The 22,373-nt window shown below is 73.0% G+C and carries 21 protein-coding genes; 1 reads left to right on the top strand and 20 read right to left on the bottom strand.

Annotated features, from left to right (window positions below; genetic code table 11):
• Positions 1 to 41: 41 nt before the first annotated feature.
• The 6 genes from carB to pyrR all read right to left on the bottom strand — a co-directional run bounded on the left by carB (position 42) and on the right by pyrR (position 8,089).
• Positions 42 to 3,353: a carbamoyl-phosphate synthase large subunit gene (gene carB / locus SCATT_RS25315; protein WP_014146043.1), complete on the bottom strand. Its 3,312-nt coding sequence runs from the start codon at positions 3,351 to 3,353 to the stop codon at positions 42 to 44.
• Complete coding sequence (carA, locus tag SCATT_RS25310; RefSeq protein WP_014146042.1) at positions 3,346 to 4,494, bottom strand: glutamine-hydrolyzing carbamoyl-phosphate synthase small subunit; 1,149 nt, start codon at positions 4,492 to 4,494, stop codon at positions 3,346 to 3,348. Before carA ends, carB begins: the two co-directional genes overlap by 8 nt.
• Positions 4,491 to 5,048, bottom strand: a complete 558-nt coding sequence (locus SCATT_RS25305; RefSeq protein WP_014146041.1) for a PH-like domain-containing protein — start codon at positions 5,046 to 5,048, stop codon at positions 4,491 to 4,493. The genes carA and SCATT_RS25305 overlap by 4 nt, the downstream gene beginning before the upstream one ends.
• Before the next feature lie 8 nt (positions 5,049 to 5,056).
• Positions 5,057 to 6,349 carry a dihydroorotase gene (locus SCATT_RS25300; RefSeq protein ID WP_014146040.1) on the bottom strand — a complete coding sequence of 431 codons (1,293 nt, stop codon included), beginning with the start codon at positions 6,347 to 6,349 and terminating at the stop codon, positions 5,057 to 5,059.
• A 2-nt stretch (positions 6,350 to 6,351) separates the two neighbouring features.
• On the bottom strand, positions 6,352 to 7,374 hold the full coding sequence (locus tag SCATT_RS25295; protein ID WP_014146039.1) for an aspartate carbamoyltransferase catalytic subunit: 1,023 nt from the start codon (positions 7,372 to 7,374) through the stop codon (positions 6,352 to 6,354).
• A 154-nt stretch (positions 7,375 to 7,528) separates the two neighbouring features.
• Positions 7,529 to 8,089, bottom strand: a complete 561-nt coding sequence (gene pyrR / locus SCATT_RS25290; protein WP_014146038.1) for a bifunctional pyr operon transcriptional regulator/uracil phosphoribosyltransferase PyrR — start codon at positions 8,087 to 8,089, stop codon at positions 7,529 to 7,531.
• 185 nt (positions 8,090 to 8,274) lie between these two features.
• Between pyrR and bldD the strand changes: the two genes are divergently transcribed.
• The gene (gene bldD, locus SCATT_RS25285) at positions 8,275 to 8,775 is read left to right on the top strand and encodes a transcriptional regulator BldD (protein WP_014146037.1); all 501 of its coding nucleotides are present in this window, start codon (positions 8,275 to 8,277) and stop codon (positions 8,773 to 8,775) included.
• A 172-nt stretch (positions 8,776 to 8,947) separates the two neighbouring features.
• On the opposite strand, the gene nusB is transcribed toward bldD, so the two are convergent.
• The 14 genes from nusB to SCATT_RS25215 all read right to left on the bottom strand — a co-directional run bounded on the left by nusB (position 8,948) and on the right by SCATT_RS25215 (position 22,137).
• On the bottom strand, positions 8,948 to 9,373 hold the full coding sequence (nusB, locus tag SCATT_RS25280) for a transcription antitermination factor NusB (RefSeq protein ID WP_014146036.1): 426 nt from the start codon (positions 9,371 to 9,373) through the stop codon (positions 8,948 to 8,950).
• Positions 9,374 to 9,375: 2 nt separating this feature from the next.
• A complete protein-coding gene (efp, locus tag SCATT_RS25275) occupies positions 9,376 to 9,942 on the bottom strand; it encodes an elongation factor P (protein WP_014146035.1) in 567 nt (188 codons plus the stop codon).
• A 49-nt stretch (positions 9,943 to 9,991) separates the two neighbouring features.
• Positions 9,992 to 11,098: an aminopeptidase P family protein gene (locus SCATT_RS25270; RefSeq protein WP_014146034.1), complete on the bottom strand. Its 1,107-nt coding sequence runs from the start codon at positions 11,096 to 11,098 to the stop codon at positions 9,992 to 9,994.
• 74 nt (positions 11,099 to 11,172) lie between these two features.
• Positions 11,173 to 11,877, bottom strand: coding sequence for an AAA family ATPase (locus SCATT_RS25265; RefSeq protein ID WP_014146033.1), 705 nt, complete (start codon positions 11,875 to 11,877; stop codon positions 11,173 to 11,175).
• 168 nt (positions 11,878 to 12,045) lie between these two features.
• Positions 12,046 to 12,486: a type II 3-dehydroquinate dehydratase gene (aroQ, locus tag SCATT_RS25260; protein ID WP_014146032.1), complete on the bottom strand. Its 441-nt coding sequence runs from the start codon at positions 12,484 to 12,486 to the stop codon at positions 12,046 to 12,048.
• Complete coding sequence (gene aroB, locus SCATT_RS25255) at positions 12,483 to 13,568, bottom strand: 3-dehydroquinate synthase (RefSeq protein ID WP_014146031.1); 1,086 nt, start codon at positions 13,566 to 13,568, stop codon at positions 12,483 to 12,485. The genes aroQ and aroB overlap by 4 nt, the downstream gene beginning before the upstream one ends.
• Positions 13,565 to 14,149: a shikimate kinase gene (locus SCATT_RS25250; RefSeq protein WP_014146030.1), complete on the bottom strand. Its 585-nt coding sequence runs from the start codon at positions 14,147 to 14,149 to the stop codon at positions 13,565 to 13,567. Before SCATT_RS25250 ends, aroB begins: the two co-directional genes overlap by 4 nt.
• Positions 14,146 to 15,330 carry a chorismate synthase gene (aroC, locus tag SCATT_RS25245; protein WP_014146029.1) on the bottom strand — a complete coding sequence of 395 codons (1,185 nt, stop codon included), beginning with the start codon at positions 15,328 to 15,330 and terminating at the stop codon, positions 14,146 to 14,148. Before aroC ends, SCATT_RS25250 begins: the two co-directional genes overlap by 4 nt.
• Before the next feature lie 126 nt (positions 15,331 to 15,456).
• Complete coding sequence (locus SCATT_RS25240; protein ID WP_014146028.1) at positions 15,457 to 16,314, bottom strand: shikimate dehydrogenase; 858 nt, start codon at positions 16,312 to 16,314, stop codon at positions 15,457 to 15,459.
• An 18-nt stretch (positions 16,315 to 16,332) separates the two neighbouring features.
• A complete protein-coding gene (mltG, locus tag SCATT_RS25235) occupies positions 16,333 to 18,081 on the bottom strand; it encodes an endolytic transglycosylase MltG (RefSeq protein WP_014146027.1) in 1,749 nt (582 codons plus the stop codon).
• A 97-nt stretch (positions 18,082 to 18,178) separates the two neighbouring features.
• A complete protein-coding gene (gene ruvX / locus SCATT_RS25230) occupies positions 18,179 to 18,643 on the bottom strand; it encodes a Holliday junction resolvase RuvX (RefSeq protein WP_014146026.1) in 465 nt (154 codons plus the stop codon).
• A gap of 16 nt (positions 18,644 to 18,659) precedes the next feature.
• Positions 18,660 to 21,329: an alanine--tRNA ligase gene (alaS, locus tag SCATT_RS25225; RefSeq protein ID WP_014146025.1), complete on the bottom strand. Its 2,670-nt coding sequence runs from the start codon at positions 21,327 to 21,329 to the stop codon at positions 18,660 to 18,662.
• Positions 21,329 to 21,661: a DUF6167 family protein gene (locus tag SCATT_RS25220; protein WP_014146024.1), complete on the bottom strand. Its 333-nt coding sequence runs from the start codon at positions 21,659 to 21,661 to the stop codon at positions 21,329 to 21,331. The genes alaS and SCATT_RS25220 overlap by 1 nt, the downstream gene beginning before the upstream one ends.
• 8 nt (positions 21,662 to 21,669) lie before the next feature.
• Positions 21,670 to 22,137, bottom strand: a complete 468-nt coding sequence (locus tag SCATT_RS25215) for a DUF948 domain-containing protein (protein ID WP_014146023.1) — start codon at positions 22,135 to 22,137, stop codon at positions 21,670 to 21,672.
• Positions 22,138 to 22,373: the final 236 nt, after the last annotated feature.

The raw sequence follows: 22,373 nt of genomic DNA, 5'->3' as shown, positions 1-22,373 counted from the left end.
AGGGGGACACCGCCGGGCGGTGTCCCCCTGCCGTCAGCCGGTCACCCCTCGCGGGCCGCGATCAGCCGTCGCGCGTGGTCCTGGAGCGAGCACACCCCGACCTCGCCGCGGTGCAGCGCGTCGATGCCCTGCACCGCGGCGGCCAGCGCCTGCACGGTGGTCAGGCACGGCACGCCCCGGGCGACGGCGGCGGTGCGGATGTCGTAGCCGTCGAGCCGGCCGCCGGTGCCGTACGGGGTGTTGACGATCAGGTCGACCCGGCCCTCGTGGATGAGCTGCACGATGGTCGGCTCGCCGCCCGGCCCGGTGCCCTCGGACTGCTTGCGCACCACGGTGACCTCGATGCCGTTGCGCTTGAGCACCTCGGCGGTGCCGGAGGTGGCCAGCAGCTCGAAGCCGTGGTCCACCAGGGCGCGGGCCGGGAAGATCATGGCCCGCTTGTCGCGGTTGGCCACCGAGACGAAGGCCCGGCCCTTGGTCGGCAGCGCGCCGTAGGCGGCCGACTGGGACTTGGCGTAGGCGGTGCCGAAGACCGAGTCGATGCCCATGACCTCGCCGGTGGAACGCATCTCGGGGCCGAGGATGGTGTCCACCCCGCGCCCGGAGGCGTCCCGGAACCGGCTCCAGGGGAGCACGGCCTCCTTGACCGAGATCGGCGCGTCCAGCGGCAGCGTGCCGCCGTCGCCGTGGGCCGGCAGCAGGCCCTCGTGGCGCAGCTCGGCGATGGTGGCGCCGAGCGAGATCCGGGCCGCCGCCTTGGCCAGCGGCACCGCGGTCGCCTTGGAGGTGAACGGCACGGTGCGGGAGGCGCGCGGGTTGGCCTCCAGCACGTAGAGGATGTCCCCGGCCAGCGCGAACTGGATGTTGATCAGGCCGCGCACCCCGACGCCGGCGGCGATCGCCTCGGTGGAGGCGCGCAGCCGCTTGATGTCGTGGCCGCCCAGGGTCATCGGGGGCAGCGCGCACGCCGAGTCGCCGGAGTGGATGCCGGCCTCCTCGATGTGCTCCATGACGCCGCCGAGGTAGAGCTCGGTGCCGTCGTAGAGGGCGTCGACGTCGATCTCGATGGCGTCGTCGAGGAACCGGTCGACCAGCACGGGGCGGTCCGGGCCGATCTCGGTGGACTCGGCGATGTAGGCCGCGAGCCGGGTCTCGTCGTAGACGATCTCCATGCCGCGTCCGCCGAGCACGTAGGAGGGGCGGACCAGCACCGGGTAGCCGATCTCGTCGGCGATCGCCTTGGCGCCCTCGAAGGTGGTGGCGGTGCCGTGCTTGGGCGCGGGCAGCCCGGCCTCGGCGAGCACCCGGCCGAAGGCGCCGCGGTCCTCGGCGAGGTGGATCGCCTCCGGTGAGGTGCCGACCACCGGTACGCCGTTGTCCTTCAGCGCCTGCGCCAGGCCCAGCGGGGTCTGCCCGCCGAGCTGCACGACGACCCCGGCGATCGGGCCCGCCTGCGCTTCGGCGTGCACGATCTCCAGCACGTCCTCCAGGGTGAGCGGCTCGAAGTAGAGCCGGTCGGAGGTGTCGTAGTCGGTGGAGACGGTCTCCGGGTTGCAGTTGACCATCACGGTCTCGTACCCGGCGGCGCGCAGCGCGAAGGAGGCGTGCACACAGGAGTAGTCGAACTCGATGCCCTGGCCGATGCGGTTGGGGCCGGAGCCCAGGATGATCACCGCGGGCTTGTCGCGCGGGGCGACCTCGGTCTCCTCGTCGTAGGACGAGTAGAAGTACGGGGTTCTCGCGGCGAACTCGGCGGCGCAGGTGTCGACGGTCTTGTACACCGGGCGGATGCCGAGCGCCTGCCGGACCTCGCGCACGACCTCCTCGCGCAGACCGCGGATGCCGGCGATCTGGGTGTCGGAGAAGCCGTGCCGCTTGGCCTCGGCGAGCAGTTCGGGGTCGAGTCCGGGGGCGGCGGCCAGCTCGTCGGCGATCTCCTTGATCAGGAAGAGCTGGTCGACGAACCACGGGTCGATGCGGGTGGCCTCGAAGACCTCCTGCGCGGTGGCGCCGGCCCGGATCGCCCGCATCACGGTGTTGATGCGGCCGTCGGTGGGCTTGCGGGCGGCCTCCAGCAGCTGGCCCTTGTCGCCGGGGTCGCCGGTGAAGCCGAACTGGCTGCCCTTCTTCTCCAGCGAGCGCAGCGCCTTGTTGAGCGCCTCGGTGAAGTTGCGGCCGATCGCCATCGCCTCGCCGACCGACTTCATGGTGGTGGTCAGCGTCGGGTCGGCGGCCGGGAACTTCTCGAAGGCGAACCGCGGGACCTTGACCACCACGTAGTCCAGGGTCGGCTCGAAGGAGGCCGGGGTCTCCTGGGTGATGTCGTTGGGGATCTCGTCCAGGGTGTAGCCGATGGCCAGCCGGGCGGCGATCTTGGCGATCGGGAAGCCGGTGGCCTTGGAGGCGAGCGCCGAGGAGCGGGAGACGCGCGGGTTCATCTCGATGACGATGACCCGGCCGTCCTCGGGGTTGACCGCGAACTGGATGTTGCAGCCGCCGGTGTCCACCCCGACCTCGCGGATCACCGCGATGCCGATGTCGCGCAGCACCTGGTACTCGCGGTCGGTGAGCGTCATCGCGGGGGCGACGGTGATGGAGTCGCCGGTGTGCACGCCCATCGGGTCGAAGTTCTCGATGGAGCAGACGACCACGACGTTGTCGTGCTTGTCGCGCATCAGCTCCAGCTCGTACTCCTTCCACCCCAGGATGGACTCCTCCAGGAGCACCTCGGTGGTGGGCGACAGGGTGAGCCCCTGGCCGGCGATGCGGCGCAGCTCCGCCTCGTCGTGGGCGAAGCCGGAGCCGGCGCCGCCCATGGTGAAGGAGGGGCGGACCACGACCGGGTAGCCGCCGAGCCGCTCGACGCCGGCCAGCACCTCGTCCATGGTGTGGCAGATCACCGAGCGGGCCGACTCGCCGTGGCCGATCTTGGCCCGGACGGCCTCGACCACGGCCTTGAACTGCTCGCGGTCCTCGCCCTTGTGGATCGCCTCGACGTTGGCGCCGATCAGCTCGACCCCGTACTTGTCGAGGACGCCCTGCTCGTGCAGGGAGACCGCGGTGTTGAGCGCGGTCTGGCCGCCGAGGGTGGGCAGCAGGGCGTCCGGGCGCTCCTTGGCGATGATCTTCTCGACGAACTCCGGGGTGATCGGCTCGACGTAGGTGGCGTCGGCGATCTCCGGGTCGGTCATGATCGTGGCCGGGTTGGAGTTGACCAGGATCACCCGCAGCCCCTCGGCCTTCAGGACGCGGCATGCCTGGGTTCCGGAGTAGTCGAACTCGGCCGCCTGGCCGATGACGATGGGGCCGGAGCCGATGACCAGGACGGACTGGATGTCAGTGCGCTTAGGCACGCTGGCCCTCCATCAGGCTGACGAAGCGGTCGAACAGGTAGGCCGCGTCGTGCGGGCCCGCCGCGGCTTCGGGGTGGTACTGGACGCTGAAGGCCGGCCGGTCGAGCAGGCGCAGGCCCTCCACCACGTTGTCGTTGAGGCAGACGTGGGAGACCTCGGCGCGGCCGTAGGGGGTGTCGGCCGGGCCGTCGAGCGGGGCGTCGACGGCGAAGCCGTGGTTGTGCGCGGTGACCTCGACCTTGCCGGTGGTGCGGTCCTGCACCGGCTGGTTGATCCCGCGGTGGCCGTACTTGAGCTTGTAGGTGCCGAAGCCCAGGGCGCGGCCGAGGAGCTGGTTGCCGAAGCAGATGCCGAACAGCGGGGTGCCGCGCTCCAGGACGCCCTTGACCACGGTCAGGTCGGCGGTGGCCGGGTCGCCGGGGCCGTTGGAGAGGAAGACGCCGTCCGGCTGGACCGCGTAGACCTCCTCCAGGGTGGCGGTGGCGGGCAGCACGTGCACCTCGATGCCGCGCTCGGCCATCCGCTGCGGGGTCATCGCCTTGATGCCCAGGTCGAGGGCGGCCACGGTGAACCGCTTGGTGCCGGTCGCGGGGACCACGTAGGGCTCGGTGGTGGCCACCTCACCGGACAGGTCGGCCCCCGTCATCTGCGGTGCGGCCTGGACCCGGGCGAGCAGCGCGGCCTCGTCGGCGATCGCCTCGCCGGAGAAGATGCCGACCCGCATCGCGCCGCGTTCCCGCAGGTGCCGGGTGAGGGCCCGGGTGTCGACACCGCTGATGCCGACGACGCCCTGGGCGGCCAGCTCCTCGTCCAGGGAGCGGCGCGAGCGCCAGTTGGAGGGGGTGCGGGCGGGGTCGCGGACGACGTAGCCGGCGACCCAGATCCGCTTGGACTCCGGGTCCTCGTCGTTGACGCCGGTGTTGCCGACGTGCGGCGCGGTCATCACCACGACCTGGCGGTGGTAGGAGGGGTCGGTCAGGGTCTCCTGGTAGCCGGTCATGCCGGTGGAGAAGACCGCTTCGCCGAAGGTCTCCCCCACGGCCCCGTAGGCCCGGCCGCGGAAGGTGCGGCCGTCCTCCAGGACGAGTACGGCGGGGCTGCGGCCCTGGTCGGCCCGGGTCCCCCGGGTGGAGGTGGTCATCGTGCGCCTTCCCTTGCGGTGTTGAGGTTCTCGATCGCTTCGACCCAGGCCGGGTGGTCGGCCGGGTGCTCGGAGCGGAATCCGGAGTCGATGGTCCGGTCGCCGTGCTGCCAGGTGACCACCAGCAGGCCGCCTTCCGGGACCACCTTGCCGGCGATGCCCTTGTCGAGCCGGGCCCCGCGCAGCGCGGCGGCCGGGACGAAGAAGTCCGCGGCGCCCGGCCGGTGCACCGCCAGACCCGCCTCGCTGAGCTCGACCTCGGCGAGGCTGCGGGTGCCCAGGCCGCGGGCGGCGATCCGGTCCAGCCAGTCGCCGGCGGTGGTGCTGCCCAGGTAGCGGCCGGTCAGCTCGGCCAGCGGCGGGCCGGTCCGCTCCGGGATCGCGGGCAGTTCCGGCAGGTCGGACTGGCGGGCGGCGCGCTTGCGCCAGGCCCGCCACATCAGCCAGTAGACGGCGGCGACCAGCGCCACCAGGACCAGCACCCACAGCAGGCGTTCGCCGAGGTGGGTGGTCTTCTGCGAGTGCTTCTCGGCTGCCAGCAGTACGTCGTACATCGATGCGTTCACGCGAGCTTCCCGTCCATGACCGTCGCCTTGCCCCGCAGGAAGGTCGCGGTCACCCGGCCCGGCAGCTGGAGCCCCTGGTACGGGGTGTTGCGGCTGCGGGAGGCGAAGCCCGCGGGGTCGACGACTCCACGGTATGCCGGATCGACCAGGGTCAGGTTGGCGGGCTCGCCCACCGAGACGGGGCGGCCGTGTCCGGACAGCCGGCCGATGGCGGCGGGGCGCCAGGACATCCGGTCGGCGACCCCGGCCCAGTCGAGCAGTCCGGTGTCGACCATGGTGTGCTGCACCACGGAGAGCGCGGTCTCCAGGCCGATCATGCCCATGGCCGCCGCGGACCACTCGCAGTCCTTGTCCTCGTGCGGGTGCGGGGCGTGGTCGGTGGCGACGCAGTCGATGGTGCCGTCGGCCAGCGCCTCGCGCAGCGCCATCACGTCGGTCTCGGTGCGCAGCGGCGGGTTGACCTTGTAGACCGGGTTGTAGGAGCGCACCAGTTCGTCGGTGAGCAGCAGGTGGTGCGGGGTGACCTCGGCGGTGACCTGCCACCCCTTGGACTTGGCCCAGCGGACGATCTCCACCGAGCCGGCCGTGGACAGGTGGCAGATGTGCACCCGGGAGCCGACGTGGGCGGCGAGCAGCACGTCCCGGGCGATGATCGACTCCTCGGCCACCGCCGGCCAGCCGCGCAGCCCCAGCTCCCCGGAGACGGTGCCCTCGTTCATCTGGGCGCCCTCGGTCAGCCGGGGCTCCTGGGCGTGCTGCGCCACGACGCCGTCGAACGCCTTGACGTACTCCAGCGCCCGCCGCATGATCACCGCGTCGTCGACGCACTTGCCGTCGTCGGAGAAGACCCGCACCCCGGCGGCGGAGTCGGCCATCGCGCCCAGTTCGGCGAGCTGGCGGCCCTCCAGGCCCACGGTGACGGCGCCGACCGGCTGCACATCGCAGTAGCCGGACTCCTGGCCCAGCCGCCAGACCTGCTCGACCACGCCGGCGGTGTCGGCGACGGGGAAGGTGTTGGCCATGGCGTGCACGGCGGTGTAGCCGCCCAGGGCGGCGGCCCGGGTGCCGGTCAGGACGGTCTCGGAGTCCTCGCGGCCGGGCTCGCGCAGATGCGTGTGGAGGTCCACCAGGCCCGGCAGGAGCACCTGGCCGGCCGCGTCGACGACGGTGGCGCCGGCGGCGTCGAGTTCCCCGGCGTCCGCGACGGCGGCGACGACCGTGCCGTCGATCAGCACGTCCTGCGGCTCGCCGCCGAGCACCTTCGCACCGCGGATCAGCGTCTTGCTCATGGTCAGTTGTTCTCCTCGGTGCGGTGGTTCGTGTTCGCGGGGGAGGCGGGTTCGTTGCCGCCGAGCAGCAGGTAGAGCACGGCCATGCGGACGCTGACGCCGTTGGCGACCTGTTCGACGGCGGTGCACCGGCCGGAGTCGGCGACCTCGGCGGTGATCTCCATGCCGCGGTTCATCGGGCCGGGGTGCATCACGATGGCGTGCTCGGGCAGGGCGGCCATCCGGATGCCGTCCAGGCCGTAGCGGCGGGCGTACTCCCGCTCGGTGGGGAAGAAGGCGGCGTTCATCCGCTCGTTCTGCACCCGCAGCATCATCACGGCGTCCGACTTGGCGAGCACCGAGTCCAGGTCGTAGGAGACCTCGCAGGGCCAGCGCTCCACGCCGATGGGCAGCAGGGTGGGCGGCGCGACCAGGGTGACCTCGGCGCCGAGGGTGCCCAGCAGCAGCACGTTGGAGCGGGCCACCCGGCTGTGCAGGACGTCGCCGACGATGGTGATCCGGCGGCCGGCCAGGTCGCGTCCGGTGCCGTCGCCGGGGCCGCGGTGGTGGGTGGGGCCGCCGTCCGGGGCGCCGGCCAGGTGGCGGCGCATGGTGAAGGCGTCCAGCAGCGCCTGGGTGGGGTGTTCGTGGGTGCCGTCGCCGGCGTTGACCACCGAGCCGCCGATCCAGTCGGAGGTGGCCAGCCGGTGCGGGGCGCCGGAGGCGTGGTGGCGGACCACGACCGCGTCGGCGCCCATCGCCTCCAGGGTGAGCGCGGTGTCCTTGAGCGATTCGCCCTTGGAGACCGAGGAGCCCTTGGCGGAGAAGTTGATCACGTCGGCCGACAGGCGCTTGGCGGCGGCCTCGAAGGAGATCCGGGTGCGGGTGGAGTCCTCGAAGAAGAGGTTGACCACGGTACGGCCACGCAGGGTGGGCAGCTTCTTGATCGGCCGGTCGGCGAGACGGGCCATCTCCTCGGCGGTGTCGAGGACCAGCAGCGCGTCGTCGCGGGTGAGGTCCGCGGCCGAGATCAGGTGACGCTTCATCGTCGGTTCAACTCCGGGAAGTGGGGGCGGTACGGGTACGGGCGGACGGCGGCGGCGCGGTCGCGGGCACGTCGGGCCGGCGGACCGCCCGGAGCGGGCCGCGCGCGAGGCGGGGTACGGGGGTGCCGGGGCGCACGGGCGCGCCGGTGCCGTCCTAGTCGTCCCGTAGGCCGAGGAGGACGGCGTCCCGGCCGTCGTTCTCGGCGAGCTGGACCTTGACGGTCTCGCGCAGTGAGGTGGGGATGTTCTTGCCGACGTAGTCGGCGCGGATCGGCAGCTCACGGTGGCCGCGGTCGACGAGCACGGCGAGCTGGACCGCGCGGGGGCGGCCGATGTCACCGAGGGCGTCGAGGGCGGCGCGGATGGTGCGGCCGGAGAAGAGCACGTCGTCGACGAGGACCACCAGGCGGCCGTCGACGCCGTCGCCGGGGATCTCGGTGCGGGCGAGCGCGCGGGCCGGGCCCAGCCGCAGGTCGTCGCGGTACATGGTGATGTCGAGGGAGCCGACCGGGGTGGTGCGGCCGGTGATCCCGGCGAGCTTGTCGGCGAGCCGGCGGGCCAGGAAGACGCCGCGGGTGGGGATGCCGAGCAGCAGCACGTCGTCGGCGCCCTTGGCGCGCTCGACGATCTCGTGCGCGATGCGGGTCAGGGCCCGCGCGATGTCCGGCGCCTCCAGTACGGAACGGGCGGCCGGTGCGAAACGGTCTTCGACCATGGGTCGGTGACCTCCTTCCCCGCCTCACGGGACGGGCCTTAAAGGACGTCGGGGTAACGCCTCAACCGTATCAGGACTCCGGGACGTCCCTGCTCAGGGGGCGGCCCCCCGCGGTCGGCTTGACGAAGTCAAATTACGCTGCGTAACCTCACAGTGAGTTACGACGTGTCCATCCGGGGAGCCTTATGTCCAGCGATTACGCCAAACAGCTCGGGGCCAAGCTCCGGGCCATCCGCACGCAGCAGGGACTCTCCCTCCACGGCGTCGAGGAGAAGTCCCAGGGGCGTTGGAAGGCCGTCGTCGTCGGCTCCTACGAGCGTGGCGACCGGGCGGTCACCGTGCAGCGCCTTGCCGAGCTGGCCGACTTCTACGGCGTCCCCGTGCAGGAGCTGCTGCCGGGCACGGCGCCCGGTGGTGCCGCCGAGCCGCCGCCGAAGCTCGTCCTGGACCTGGAGCGCCTCGCCCAGGTGCCGTCGGAGAAGGCCGGCCCGCTGCAGCGGTACGCCGCCACGATCCAGAGCCAGCGCGGCGACTACAACGGCAAGGTGCTCTCGATCCGCCAGGACGACCTGCGCACCCTCGCCGTCATCTACGACCAGTCCCCCTCGGTGCTGACCGAGCAGCTCATCGGCTGGGGCGTGCTGGACGCGGACGCCCGCCGGGCCGTCCAGCACGACGAGGGCTGAGCCCCGCCAGCAGAAACGTCCCGCCCGTGGGCGGTGTCCGGCGCCGGACACCGCCCACGGGCTTTCGCGCGCCCCTGACGCCGCCGACGCCGCCGGAAAACGCCGCGGGGCCCGGACACGCTCCTACGTGTCCGGGCCCCGCGGCGTGGCATCGGCCGGCCGCCCGTGGCGGTCAGCGGTGCAAGGTGGGCTTGAGGTCCTTCAGCCGGGCGAGCAGGCCGTTGACGAAGGCGGGCGACTCGTCGGTGGAGAACTCCTTGGCGAGCTGCACGGCCTCGTCCAGCACGACCGCGTCCGGGATCTCGTCCTCCCAGATCAGCTCGTAGGCGCCGAGACGCAGCACGTTGCGGTCGACCACCGGCATCCGGTCCAGGGTCCAGCCGACGGCGTAGGTGGCGATCAGCTCGTCCACCCGGGCCGCGTTGGCCTCGTACCCCTCGACCAGCCGCATCGTGTACTCGGTCACCGGCGGCTGCCGGTCGTCGGTCCGCGCGAGCCGGATCCAGTCGGCCATCACGGTCACCGGCTTGGCGCCGCGCTGGTCCGCCTCGAAGAGGATCTGGAAAGCGCGCTTGCGGGCCTTGGTGCGAGCAGCCACGACTAGCTGTTCACCCGGCCGAGGTACTCACCCGAGCGGGTGTCGACCTTGATCTTCTCACCGGTGGTGATGAAGAGCGGGACCTGGATCTCGTAGCCGGTCTCCAGCTTCGCGGGCTTGGTGCCGCCGGTGGAGCGGTCGCCCTGGACGCCGGGCTCGGTGTGCTCGATGGTCAGCTCGACCGCGGCCGGCAGCTCCACGTACAGGACGTTGCCCTCGTGGATGGCGACGACGGCCTCGAAGCCCTCGAGGAGGAAGTTGGCGGCGTCGCCGACGGTCTTGCGGTCGACATGGAGCTGGTCGTAGGTGTCCATGTCCATGAAGACGAAGTACTCGCCGTCCATGTACGAGAACTGCATGCCGCGCTTGTCCACGCTGGCCGTCTCGACCTTGAGGCCGGCGTTGAAGGTCTTGTCGACCACCTTGCCGGAGAGCACGTTCTTCAGCTTGGTGCGGACGAAAGCGGGGCCCTTGCCCGGCTTGACGTGCTGGAACTCGACGACGGACCAGAGCTGGTCCCCTTCGAGCTTGAGCACCATGCCATTCTTGAGGTCGTTCGTGGTGGCCACGGTCGCGGATTCTCCTGAAAGTGCTGCATCGGGGACCAGGACAGCCCCGCTACAGGGCGAGGAGCTCCTTGGTCGTGATGGTGAGTAGCTCGGGCCCGCCGTCCGCCGCGGGGCGCACGACGAGTGTGTCGTCGATGCGGACACCGCCCCGGCCCGGGAAGTGGACCCCCGGTTCGACGGTGACCGGCACGCAAGCGTCCAGTTTACCCATGGCCGACGGGGACAACCGAGGGTCCTCGTCGATTTCCAGTCCGACGCCGTGCCCGGTGGACGCGCCGACGGCGTCCGCGTGGCCGGCGCGCTCCAGCATCTGGCGTGCCGCCCGGTCCACGGCACGGCACTCCACCCCGGGAGCGAGCGCCTCGCGCCCGGCGCGCTGCGCCTGGAACACCAGATCGTACAGGTCGATCTGCCAGCTCGCGGGGGCGGCCCCGATGACGAAGGTGCGGCCCACCTCGCAGCGGTAGCCGCGGTAGCAGGCACCGAGGCATACGGTGAGGAAGTCGCCCTCCTCCACCCGGCGGTCGGTGGGTACGTGGCGGGCGGCGCCGGAGTGCGGGCCGGCGCCGACGTAGGTGGGGAAGGCCGGGCCGTCGGCGCCGTGGTCGACCAGCCGGCGCTCCAGCTCCAGGGCGAGGTGGCGTTCGGTGCGGCCGACCAGGATGGACTCCAGCAGTTCGCCGAGGGCCTGGTCGGTGATCTCGGCGGCGATCCGCAGGCAGGCGATCTCGTCCTCGTCCTTGACCAGCCGCAGGTGCTCCACCGCCTGCCCCAGGTCGGCCAGGTCGAGCCCGGGGACGGCGGCGCGGATCGCCCGGTGCCGGGCCACGGTCAGATGGTGCTCCTCCACCGCCAGGGAGTCCGCGCCCAGTTCGGGGGCGAGGGCGGCGGCGGCCACCGCGGGATCGGCGCCCGGCTCGGCCAGCTCCACTGGGCGCAGGTCGTCGGGGCGGCGCCCCTCCCCCGGTTCGGTGAAGCCGCGCCGCGCGTGCACCAGCACCTCCGCCCCGGGGGCCAGCAGCAGCGCCGCGCCCGGCGGCGACCAGCCGGTCAGATAGCGGATGTTGGCGGGGCGGGAGACAAGTGCCGCCGCGGCCCCGGCCGCCGTGCAGCGCTCGCGCAGCCGCGTTCGTCGGGAAGCGTGCGCCTCGGACATGCACCGAGCCTACGCGGCCGGGCGCGGCCCGCACCCCGGCCGGAGCCGTTGGGGTCACCCCCGGGGCCAGGGGCTCAGCGGCCGGCCAGGGTACGGGTGACCACGTGGTCCAGGGCCTCAGCGGCGGCGGCCACGTCGAGCTGGGAGTTGTCGATGATCGGCAGCCCGGAGCCGTACCAGCCGGCCATCCGGCCGTGGATGCGGGCGACCTCCTCGTCGGACAGCCGCCGGTTGCCGGTGCGGCCGGCGTTGCGGGCGAGCACGATGTCGAGGCCGGGCAGCAGGACGACGGGGAGCAGGCCGGGTCCGACGTGGCGTTTCCAGCCGCCGAGGCCGACGACCGGGCGGTCGGGGAAGACGGCGTCGTCGATGATGCAGGAGATGCCGTTGGCCAGGAAGTTGCGGGCGGAGAAGCCGCAGGTGCGGCGGGCGAGCCGGTACTGGGCCTCGGACTGGTCGTTCCACCCCGACTGGGGGTCGGCGAAGCCGGACCGGACCCATTCGCGCACGTCGTCGAGGCTGATGTGGGCGGTGGGGGTGGCCCGGTGGTCGGCCCAGTGGCGGGCGACGGTGGTCTTGCCGGCGCCGGCCGGGCCGATCAGCAGCACGGCGACCGGGGCTGGCGGCGCGGCGGCGGGCGGCGGCACGGTGGCGGCGGGCCACCCGGGGACCCGCGGTACGCCCGGCGCCCCGGGCGGCGGCCCGGGGACCCAGCCGTCGGCGTGCCCGTGTCCCGGGCCGTGCGGCGGTGTCGGCGGCACCCCCACGGCATGCTGCATGTCGGCCCACTTTCGTCCGGTACCGGTGGCCCGCTCCCGGCCGGGCCCGATCCGCCCGCCGGTCGCGGTGAGCGGCCGTCGTGCGGGCCGCTCGACACCGAACCGTACCCTCCCCGGCCGTCGTCGTGGCAACGGCCGGGGGGTGCCACGCGTGCCCGACGTGCCTGTTCAGCCCGTGAGTTCGGCGGCGAGGGCGCGCAGCGCGAGCCGGTAGGAGCCCAGCCCGAAGCCGGCCACGGTGCCGGTGGCGACGGCGGCCACCACCGAGGTGTGGCGGAACTCCTCGCGGGTGTACGGGTTGGAGATGTGCACCTCGATCAGGGGCGCGGTGCGCTGCGCGGCGGCGTCCCGCATCCCGTACGAGTAGTGCGTGAAGGCGCCGGGGTTGAGCACCACCGGGATCGAGCCGTCGGCGGCCTCGTGCAGCCAGCGGATCATCTCGCCCTCGTCGTTGGTCTCCCGGACCTCCACCTCGAAGCCGAGTTCCGCGCCGAGCGCGGTGCACTGCTCGACCAGTCCGGCGTAGGAGGTGGAGCCGTAGACGTCCGGCTCGCGGCTGCCGAGGCGGCCGAGGTTGGGGCCGTTGAGCACCAGGACCCGGCGGGTCATCCGGCCACCTCCGCGTAGGCGGCGACCAGCACCGCGGGGTCGGGGCTCTCCAGCACGGTGGGCTTGGCCAGCCCGTCCAGCACGATGAAGCGCAGCCGGTCGCCGCGGGACTTCTTGTCGACCTTCATGGTCTCCAGCAGCCTGGGCCACTGGTCGCCGCGGTAGGTCAGCGGCAGCCCGACGGACTCCAGTACGGTGCGGTGGCGCTCGGCGGTGGCGTCGTCGAGCCGGCCGGCGAGGCGGCCGAGTTCGGCGGCGAAGACCATGCCGACCGAGACGGCGGCGCCGTGCCGCCAGGAGTAGCGCTCGTTCTTCTCGATGGCGTGCGCCAGCGTGTGGCCGTAGTTGAGGATCTCCCGCAGCCCGGATTCGCGCAGGTCCTGGGAGACCACGTCGGCCTTGACGCGGACGGAGCGTTCGATCAGCTCGGCGGTGTGCGGCCCGGCCGGGGTGCGGGCGCCCTGCGGGTCGGACTCGATCAGGTCGAGGATGACCGGGTCGGCGATGAACCCCGCCTTGATGATCTCGGCGAGGCCGCTGACGTAGTCGTTGACCGGCAGCGAGGCGAGGCTGGCCAGGTCACACAGGACGCCGGCCGGCGGGTGGAAGGCGCCCACCAGGTTCTTGCCCTCGGCGGTGTTGATCCCGGTCTTGCCGCCGACCGCCGCGTCCACCATGGCGAGCACGGTGGTCGGCACGGCGATCCAGCGGACCCCGCGCAGCCAGGTGGCGGCGACGAAGCCGGCCAGGTCGGTGGTGGCCCCGCCGCCGACGCCCACGATGACGTCGGTGCGGGTGAAGCCGGTCTGCCCCAGCACGCTCCAGCAGTAGGCGGCGACCTCGGCGGACTTGGCCTCCTCGGCGTTGGGCACCTGGATGGCGATGGCCTCGTACCCCTGGCCGGACAGGTCGTCGCGGACGGCCTCACCCGTGGCGGCCAGCGCCTCGGGGTGGATGACGGCCACCCGCTTGGCACCGCCGATCAGCCCGGGCAGCTCCCCCAGGAGCTGGTGGCCGATCAGCACCTCGTACGGTGCCGTCCCGGCGGAGCCCGCCACCGGGATGCGGACGGTGTCGCTCATCGCTGCTGCCTCATTCCTGCTGCGTCGTCTTCTGCCTGCGGTGCCGGACGGCCGAGCGCGGCCAGCACCGCCTCGGCCACCTCCTCGGGGGTGCGGCCGTCGGTGACCACCACCGCGCGGGCCACCTCGGTGTAGAGCGGGCGGCGCTGCTCCATCAACTCCCGCCATCTGGCCCGGGGGTTGACCGCGAGCAGCGGGCGGGGGGCGTCCAGCCCGACCCGGCGTACCGCGTCCGCGAGGCCGACGTCGAGGAAGACCACCGGGAGCCCGGCGAGGGCGGCGCGGGTGGAGTCGTCCAGTACCGCGCCGCCGCCGAGCGCGAGGACGCCGGGGTGGGCGGCGAGCGCGTCGCGCACGGCGGCCCGTTCCAGGGCGCGGAAGTGCTCCTCGCCGTCCTCGACGAAGATGTCCGGGATGGGGCGGCCCGCGGTGGCCTCGATGTCGGCGTCGGTGTCCCGGTAGCCGACCCCGAGCCGGGCGGCGAGCACCCGCCCGACGGTGGACTTGCCGGCCCCGGGCGGCCCGACGAGCACCACGGCGGGGCCCGTGGCGGCCGGCGGCCGGTCGTTCGCGGTGCTCACCGGATCGCCAGGTGGTCCAGGTAGGCGGTGACGTTGCGCCGGGTCTCCTCGACGCTGTCGCCGCCGAACTTCTCGGCCACCGCGTCGGCGAGCACCAGGGCGGTCATCGCCTCGGCCACGATGCCGGCGGCCGGCACCGCGCACACGTCGGAGCGCTGGTGGTGGGCCTGGGCGACCTCGCCGGTGGCCACGTCCACGGTGGACAGCGCGCGCGGGACGGTGGCGATCGGCTTCATCGCCGCGCGCACCCGCAGCAGTTCGCCGGTGCTCAGGCCGCCCTCGGTGCCGCCGGAACGCCCGGTGGCGCGGCGGATCTGGTCGGGGCCGGGCACGATCTCGTCGTGGGCCCGGGAGCCGGGCACCCGGGCCAGTTCGAAGCCGTCGCCGACCTCCACGCCCTTGATCGCCTGGATGCCCATCAGGGCGGCGGCGAGGCGGGCGTCGAGCCGGCGGTCCCAGTGGACGTGGGAGCCGAGGCCCACCGGCACGCCGTAGGCCAGTACCTCCACCACGCCGCCGAGGGTGTCGCCGTCCTTGTGGGCCTGGTCGATCTCGGCGACCATGGCCTTGCTCGCCTCCGGGTCCAGGCAGCGCACCGGGTCCGCGTCGAGCCGCTCGACGTCGGCGGGCGTCGGGTACAGGCCGTAGGGCGCCTTGGCGGTGGCCAGCTCGACGACGTGGCTGACGATCTCGATCCCGGCGGTCTCCTTCAGGTACGAGCGGGCCACCGCGCCGAGCGCCACCCGGGCCGCGGTCTCCCGCGCCGAGGCCCGCTCCAGCACCGGCCGCGCCTCGTCGAAGCCGTACTTCTGCATGCCGGCCAGGTCGGCGTGGCCCGGGCGCGGCCGGGTCAGCGGCGCGTTGCGGGCGACCCCTTCCAGCTCCCCCGGGTCCACCGGGTCGGCCGCCATGACCTTCTCCCACTTGGGCCACTCGGTGTTGCCGACCATGACGGCCACCGGGGAGCCCAGGGTGCGGCCGTGCCGTACCCCGCCGAGGAAGGTGACCTCGTCCCGCTCGAACTTCATCCGGGCACCGCGTCCGTAGCCCAGCCGCCGCCGCGCGAGCGCGTCGGCCACCATGCCGGTGGTGACCGGGACCCCGGCCGGCAACCCCTCCAGCGTCGCCACCAGTGCGGGTCCGTGCGACTCCCCCGCCGTCAGCCAGCGCAACCTGCTCAACGGTGTTCCCTCTCTCCTGCACCCGTTGGACGTTCTCGTCCCGATCCTCCCACGTGGGGGCGGCCGGGCGGGCGGCTGTCCGGCGGACGGACGCACACCTGGTCAGGTCGGCGGGTGCGGCGGGGGTCAGACGCGGGCGCGGGCGGCCAGGGCGGCCTCGCCGGCCGCGCGCATGGCGGCCAGCGGGGCGGGGGCGTGCCCGGTCATCTGCTCGACCTGGAGCACGGCCTGGTGCACCAGCAGGTCGAGGCCGCCGGTCACGGCGCCGCCGCGGGCGCGCCAGGCGGCGGCCAGCGGGGTGGGCCAGGGGTCGTAGAGGACGTCGAAGAGGGCGCCGGGGCGTTCCGGCACGGCGTCGGCGAGGGCGTCGGTGGCGCCGGCCGGGGTGGTGGCGACCACCAGTTCGGCGTCGAACGCGCGGGCCGCCTCGGACCAGTCGCGGGTGGCCACGCCCACCCCGAGGCGCTCACCCCAGCGGCGCATCTCGGCGGCCCGGGCGGCGGAGCGGACGTAGGCGGTGACCTCGCCGTCGCAGATCCGGCCGAGCGCCGCGAGCGCGGAGGAGGCGGTGGCGCCGGCCCCGAGGACGGCGGCCGAGGAGATTCGGGTCACCCCGCGTTCGCGCAGCGCGGCCACCATGCCGGGGATGTCGGTGTTGTCACCGAGCCGCCGTCCGTCGGCGGTGAGGACCACGGTGTTGACCGCCTCGACGGAAGCGGCGGTGGCGCTCACCTCGTCGAGCAGCGGGATGACCGCGCGCTTGAGCGGCATGGTGAGGGAGAGCCCGGCCCAGCGGCCCGCGGAGTCGTCGAGGCCGTCGAGGAATCCGGCGAGCGCGGCCTCGTCCACCTCGAAGCGGTCGTAGCGCCAGCCGTCGAGGCCGAGCGCGGCGTAGGCGGCGCGGTGCAGCACCGGGGAGAGCGAGTGCGCGATGGGTGAGCCGAGGACCGCGGCGCGGCCAATCCCGGTGTCCGTTCGATTCATGGTGTCTTCCCCGCGTGGTCAGCCCTTGTACTGCTTGGCGAGCTTCTCGTGCTCCGCCCACGTCTCGGTGAACTGGGTCGTCTTCCCGTCCAGCGAGATGAAGTAGTACCAGTTGCCCGGCTCGGGGTCGAGCGCGGCCTTGATCGCCGCGGTGCCCGGGTTGTCGATCGGGCCGGGCGGCAGCCCCTTGTAGCGGTAGGTGTTGTACGGGTCGTCCAGCGCCCGCATGGCTCCGAGGCTGAGCCGGGTGGAGTTCTGGTTCTTGATGTAGTTGTAGGTGGAGTCGAATTCGAGGATGCCGAAGGTCTGCCGGTTGGCCGGGTCGAGGCGGTTGTAGACGACCCGTGACATCTTGCGGAAGTCGTCGTCGGTCTTCCCCTCGGCCTGCACCAGGCTGGCCACGGTGAGCACCTCCAGCGGGGACTTCAGGCCCAGCTTGGAGGCGTTCGCGGAGTCCACCCCGAGCTGGTCGTACTGGCTGGTGGCCCGCTGGACCATCTGCTTGAGCACGTCCTGCGGCTTCATGCCCTGGGCCGCGGCGTAGCGGTCGGGGAAGAGGAAGCCCTCCAGCGGGTCCTTGATCTTGTCGCCGGTGGCCCAGTCGGGCAGGCCGAGGCTGCCGGCCTGGTCGTGGGCGACCTTGGCGGTGCTGCCGGCGGGCAGCCGGAGCTTCTCGTCGATGAGGGTGTAGACCCGCACCGCGCGGGTGCCCTCGGGGATGGTCAGCGTCGACTGGCTGCTGGGGCTGAGCATCATGGCGACCGCGGCGGAGGCGGACATCTGCTGGTGCAGCAGGTAGACGCCGCTTTGGATGCTCAGGCCCTTGGGGTTGGCATGGGCCGCCGCGGTGAACGCGTCGACGCTCTTGACGACGCCGTCCTTCTTGAGGATGTTGCCGACCAGCGCGATCGACGCCCGCTCGGGGATCTCCACCTGCACCTCGCCGCTGCCGCTGCCCGCGTAGTCCGGCGGCGGGGCGATGTGGTTCTGGTAGTAGCGGTAGCCGAACCAGCCGCCCCCGCCGAGCACGGCGCCCAGCGCGACGACGGCGATCAGGCAGGAGGCGCCGCTGCGCCGCTTGCCGGCCCCGCGCCGCCGGCGTTCCCGGCGCCCTTCGCGGCGGGTGGCCGGGGCCTGCCCGGCGTCGTCGTCCGCCTCGTCGTCACCGCTGTCGGAGCCGGTGAAGAAAGGATGCTGCTCGGTGCCGTCCGCGTCGTCGTCGAACGCCTGCCACTCGGCGGTCCGCTCGACCGCGCTCTCCTCGTGGACCGGCTGCTCGGTGAACGCCCCCTGCTCCGGCGCCTGTTCGGGCACCGGCTGCTCGTGGAACGGGGCCTGCGGGTGGGGTTCGGCGTATCCGGTGCCGTACGCCTCCTGCTGCGGGACGTACCCGGCGTACGGGTCGGCGGGCGGCTGCTGCTCCCAGCCGGGGTACGCCTGCGGGCCGGGGTCGGCGTAGGGCTGCTGCCGCTGCGGGGCGTCGTCCCAGTACGCCGGGCCGGGGTCGGGGTACTGCGGCGGGTAGGGCGCCTGCTGGTATCCGGGGTCGGCGTACTGGTCGGCGTAGGTCTCGGCGTACTGCGGCTGCGGGTAGGGGGCCTGCTGGTGCGGGAACGCCTGCGGGTACTGCTGCGCCAGGTGGTCCTGGTAGGGGTCCCAGCCGCCGGTCGAGTGGCCGTCCTGACCGCTGTGGCCCGCCGGATCGCCGTAGAGCGGATCGTCGGTGTGCCAGGGTTGCGGTGCGGGTCCTCGCCCGTAGTCGGTCATGGGTCTCCTGGTGACGCGAAGGCGGCTGTCGAGCCGTGGGGGTGGCTCGGCCCGACGGGGCCCCGCCTGTTCGGCGCGGAACGTTACCGTACCGCGATCAGAGGACCACCTCGACGGTCTCCCCGGGGGGCCGGCCGGCGACCCGCTCGGTCTCCAGGGCGCTCTGCAGGATCACCACGGCCGCCGCCTGGTCGATGACCGAACGGCCCTTCTTCGCCTTGACGCCGGAGGCCCGCAAGCCCTGGGTGGCGCTGACCGTCGACATCCGCTCATCGACCAGGCGTACCGGAACCGGTGCGATGACTTTCGCCACACCGGCGGCGAACGCGCGTACCTTGGCCGCCGCCGGGCCCTCGCCGCCGCTGAGCGACCGGGGCAGGCCGCAGACGACCTCGATGGGCTCGTACTCGGCGACGATGGCCGCGATGCGGCGGCGGGCCGCCGGCTGGTCCTTGCCGGGGACGGTCTCCACGGGGGTGGCCAGCAGGCCGTCGGGGTCGCACGCGGCGACCCCGATCCGGGCGTCCCCGACGTCGATGGCGATCCGCCTACCGCGTCGCATGGTCGTTCTTCCTCCGTCAGGCCTTCTCGGCCACCAGGCGGCGGACCGCCTCGACGGCCTCGTCGACGGCCGAGGGGTCGCTGCCGCCACCCTGGGCCACGTCGTCCTTGCCGCCGCCACCGCCGCCGAGCGTCTTGGCGGCGGTGCGCACCAGCTCACCGGCCTTGACGCCGCGTTCCCGGGCGGCCTCGTTGGTGGCGATCACGGTGAGCGGGCGGCCGTTGGCCACGGTGAACAGCGCCACCACGGCCGGACGGCCACCGGTGATCCGCTGCCGGACGTCCAGCACCAGCTTGCGCAGTTCGTCGGCGCCGGTGCCCTCCGGCACCCGGCCGGTGACCAGCGCGACGCCGTGCACGTCCTCGGCGGACTCGGCGAGCCCGGCGGCGGCGGCCAGCACCTTCTCGGCCCGGAACCGCTCGATCTCCTTCTCGGCCTCGCGCAGCTTGGCCAGCACGCCGGAGACGCGGTCCGGCAGCTCCTCCGGGCGCCCCTTGACCAGGTCGGTCAGCTGGGAGACGAGGGTGTGCTCGCGGGCGAGGAACTTGTAGGCGTCCACGCCCACCAGCGCCTCGACCCGGCGCACCCCGGAGCCGATGGAGGACTCGCCGAGCAGCTTGACCAGGCCGAGCTGGGCGGTGTTGTGCACATGGGTGCCGCCGCACAGCTCCTTGGAGAAGTCGCCGATGGTGACCACCCGGACCCGCTCGCCGTACTTCTCGCCGAACTCGGCGATGGCGCCCTGCTTCTTCGCCTCGGCCATGGACATCACCTCGGCGGTGACGTCGAGTTCGCGGGCGAGCACCTCGTTGATCTTCTGCTCGACGTCGTTGAGGACCGTGCCGGGCACGGCGGACGGCGAGCCGAAGTCGAAGCGGAAGCGGCCCGGGGCGTTCTCCGAACCGGCCTGGGCGGCGGTGGGGCCGAGGGCGTCGCGCAGCGCCTGGTGGGTCAGGTGGGTGGCGCTGTGGGCGCGGGCGATGGCGCGGCGGCGCACCAGGTCGATGGCGGCGTGCGCGCCGGCCCCCACGGTGACCTCGCCGACCTGGACCACGCCCTTGTGCACGGTGACACCGGGCACCGGCTGCTGGACGTCGCGGACCTCGATGACGGCTCCGGTGCCGGTCCTGATCCGGCCGGTGTCGGCGAGTTGGCCGCCGCCCTCGGCGTAGAACGGGGTGCGGTCCAGGACCACCTCGACCTCGTCGCCCTCGGTGGCGGCCGGTGAGGGCAGGCCGTCCACGAGCAGGCCGACGACGGTGGACTCGCCCTCGTGGTCGGTGTAGCCGGTGAAGACGGTGGCGCCGGAGTTGTCGGCCACCTCGCGGTAGGCGGACAGGTCGGCGTGGCCGGTCTTCTTGGCCCGGGCGTCGGCCTTGGCGCGTTCCCGCTGCTCCTTCATCAGCCGGCGGAAACCCTCCTCGTCCACGCTCAGGCCCTGCTCGGCGGCCATCTCCAGGGTGAGGTCGATCGGGAAGCCCCAGGTGTCGTGGAGCAGGAACGCCTTGTCGCCGGGGAGGACGGAGGCGCCCTTGGCCTTGGTCTCGGTGACCGCGGTGTCCAGGATGTTGGTGCCGGCCTTGAGGGTCTTGAGGAACGCGGCCTCCTCGGCGAGGGCCACGGTCTCGATGCGCTTGCGGTCCACCAGCAGCTCGGGGTACTGCTGCCCCATGGTGTTCAGCACCACGTCGAGCAGGTCGTGGACGACCGGTCCGGTGGCGCCGAGCAGCCGCATGTTGCGGATGGCGCGGCGCATGATGCGGCGCAGCACGTAGCCGCGGCCCTCGTTGCCGGGGGTGACGCCGTCGCCGATGAGCATGGCGGAGGTACGCAGGTGGTCGGCGACCACGCGCAGCGACACGTCGCTGTCGTGGCCGTCGCCGTAGCGGACCCCGGTCAGCTCGGTGGCCTTGTCGATCACCACGCGCAGGGTGTCGGTCTCGTACATGTTGTTGACGCCCTGGAGGATCATCGCCAGGCGTTCCAGGCCGAGACCGGTGTCGATGTTCTTGGCGGGCAGGTCGCCGAGGATCGGGAAGTCCTCCTTGGAGGTGCCCGCGCCGCGCTCGTACTGCATGAAGACCAGGTTCCAGATCTCCACGTAGCGCTCGTCGTTGACGGCCGGGCCGCCCTCGGGGCCGAAGGCGGGGCCGCGGTCGTAGTTGATCTCCGAGCACGGGCCGCAGGGGCCGGGGACGCCCATGGACCAGAAGTTGTCCTTCTTGCCCAGGCGTTGGATGCGTTCGGCGGGGACGCCGACCACGTCACGCCAGATCTGCTCGGCCTCGTCGTCGTCCTCGTAGACGGTGATCCACAGCTTCTCCGGCTCCAGGCCGTAACCGCCGGCCGCCTGGGGCGTGGTGAGCAGCTCCCAGGCGTAGGAGATGGCGCCTTCCTTGAAGTAGTCGCCGAAGGAGAAGTTGCCGCACATCTGGAAGAAGGTGCCGTGCCGGGTGGTCTTGCCGACCTCTTCGATGTCCGGGGTGCGGACGCACTTCTGCACGCTGGTGGCGCGCGCGTAGGGCGGCTTGACCTCGCCGAGGAAGTACGGCTTGAAGGGCACCATGCCCGCGTTGACCAGCAGCAGCGTCGGGTCGTCCGCGATCAGCGACGCCGACGGCACGACCGAGTGCCCACGCTCCTCGAAGAAGCGCAGCCAGCGCCTGCGGATTTCTGCCGACTCCATCAGTGGCCCTCTTTCTGCTTGTGCACGTGTCGGTGGTACGCGTGGTCGGTCGCGGCCCGGTCCCGGTGGGCGATCTCCGGGCGCTGCCCGGGGAGTTCGGCGGGCGTGCCGTCCAGGCCCAGCGCGTGGTGGAGTTCCTGTTCGCGCTCGGTCATCCCGGCCCGCACGTCGAGCGCGAACTGCCGCGCTCGGCCGCCGAGTCGGACCGCCCGGTCGGCGGCGGTCGCGGCGAGGCTGTCGGGGGCCAGGCGGCGTGCGGCCCGGTTGACCTTGGTGGTCGCCCAGGTGCCCGCGGCGATTCCGGCGACGAACCAGAACAGGCGGCGGAACATGGTGTGGGTCAGCCCTTTCCTCGGGTGCGGCGCAGCAGTCCCCGGCGGGTGGGCGCGGGGCCGGCGGCCGGCGGCGTCTTGCCGATGATCACCGTACGGCCTGCTCCCCGGCCGGTGCCGCGGCCCGTCTCGTTCTGCCGGCCGACGGCCTGGCGCACCCCGTAGCCGAAGGCGGCGACCTTCACCAGGGGGCCGCCGAGGGTGGAGGCCACGGTGGTGCTCAGCGCCGAGGCGTTGGCGGTGACCTCCTGGACGTCCGCGGTGATGGTGTCGACCCGGTCGAGCTGGACGTGGGCGGAGCGCACCGCCGCGGTCGCCTCGCCGAGCAACGGGACCGCCTGCTCGGTGACCTCGGTGACGAGCCGGCCCGCCTTCTTGAGCGTCTGCGCGAGCCGGACCAGGGCGACGGCCAGGAAGGAGACCAGGATCGCCCAGAAGACGGCCACGATGAGGCCGGCCACCTCTGCACCGGACACTGCTGTGCGCTCCTTAGGTCTTCGTGTCGGGGTGACCGCCCACGAGCGGGACGCGCGACGGGACGAGGGGACGGCTGCCCCGCGTCGCGGCCCCGTCCGGCACCCCCGCCGGACGACCCGGGCGGCAGGGTATCGACCCTACCGCGCCGCGGTTGGCCCGTCGTACCGCGTATCGCCGCGCGCGGGCCGCGCGTCGCCGGCCGGTCCGGGAATTCTACGCGGCGGCCACGATGCGC

Origin of the sequence: Streptantibioticus cattleyicolor NRRL 8057 = DSM 46488 (assembly GCF_000240165.1) — a bacterium.
Classification (GTDB): Bacteria; Actinomycetota; Actinomycetes; order Streptomycetales; family Streptomycetaceae; genus Streptantibioticus; species Streptantibioticus cattleyicolor.
This window is presented reverse-complemented; position numbering and strand designations above follow the sequence as displayed.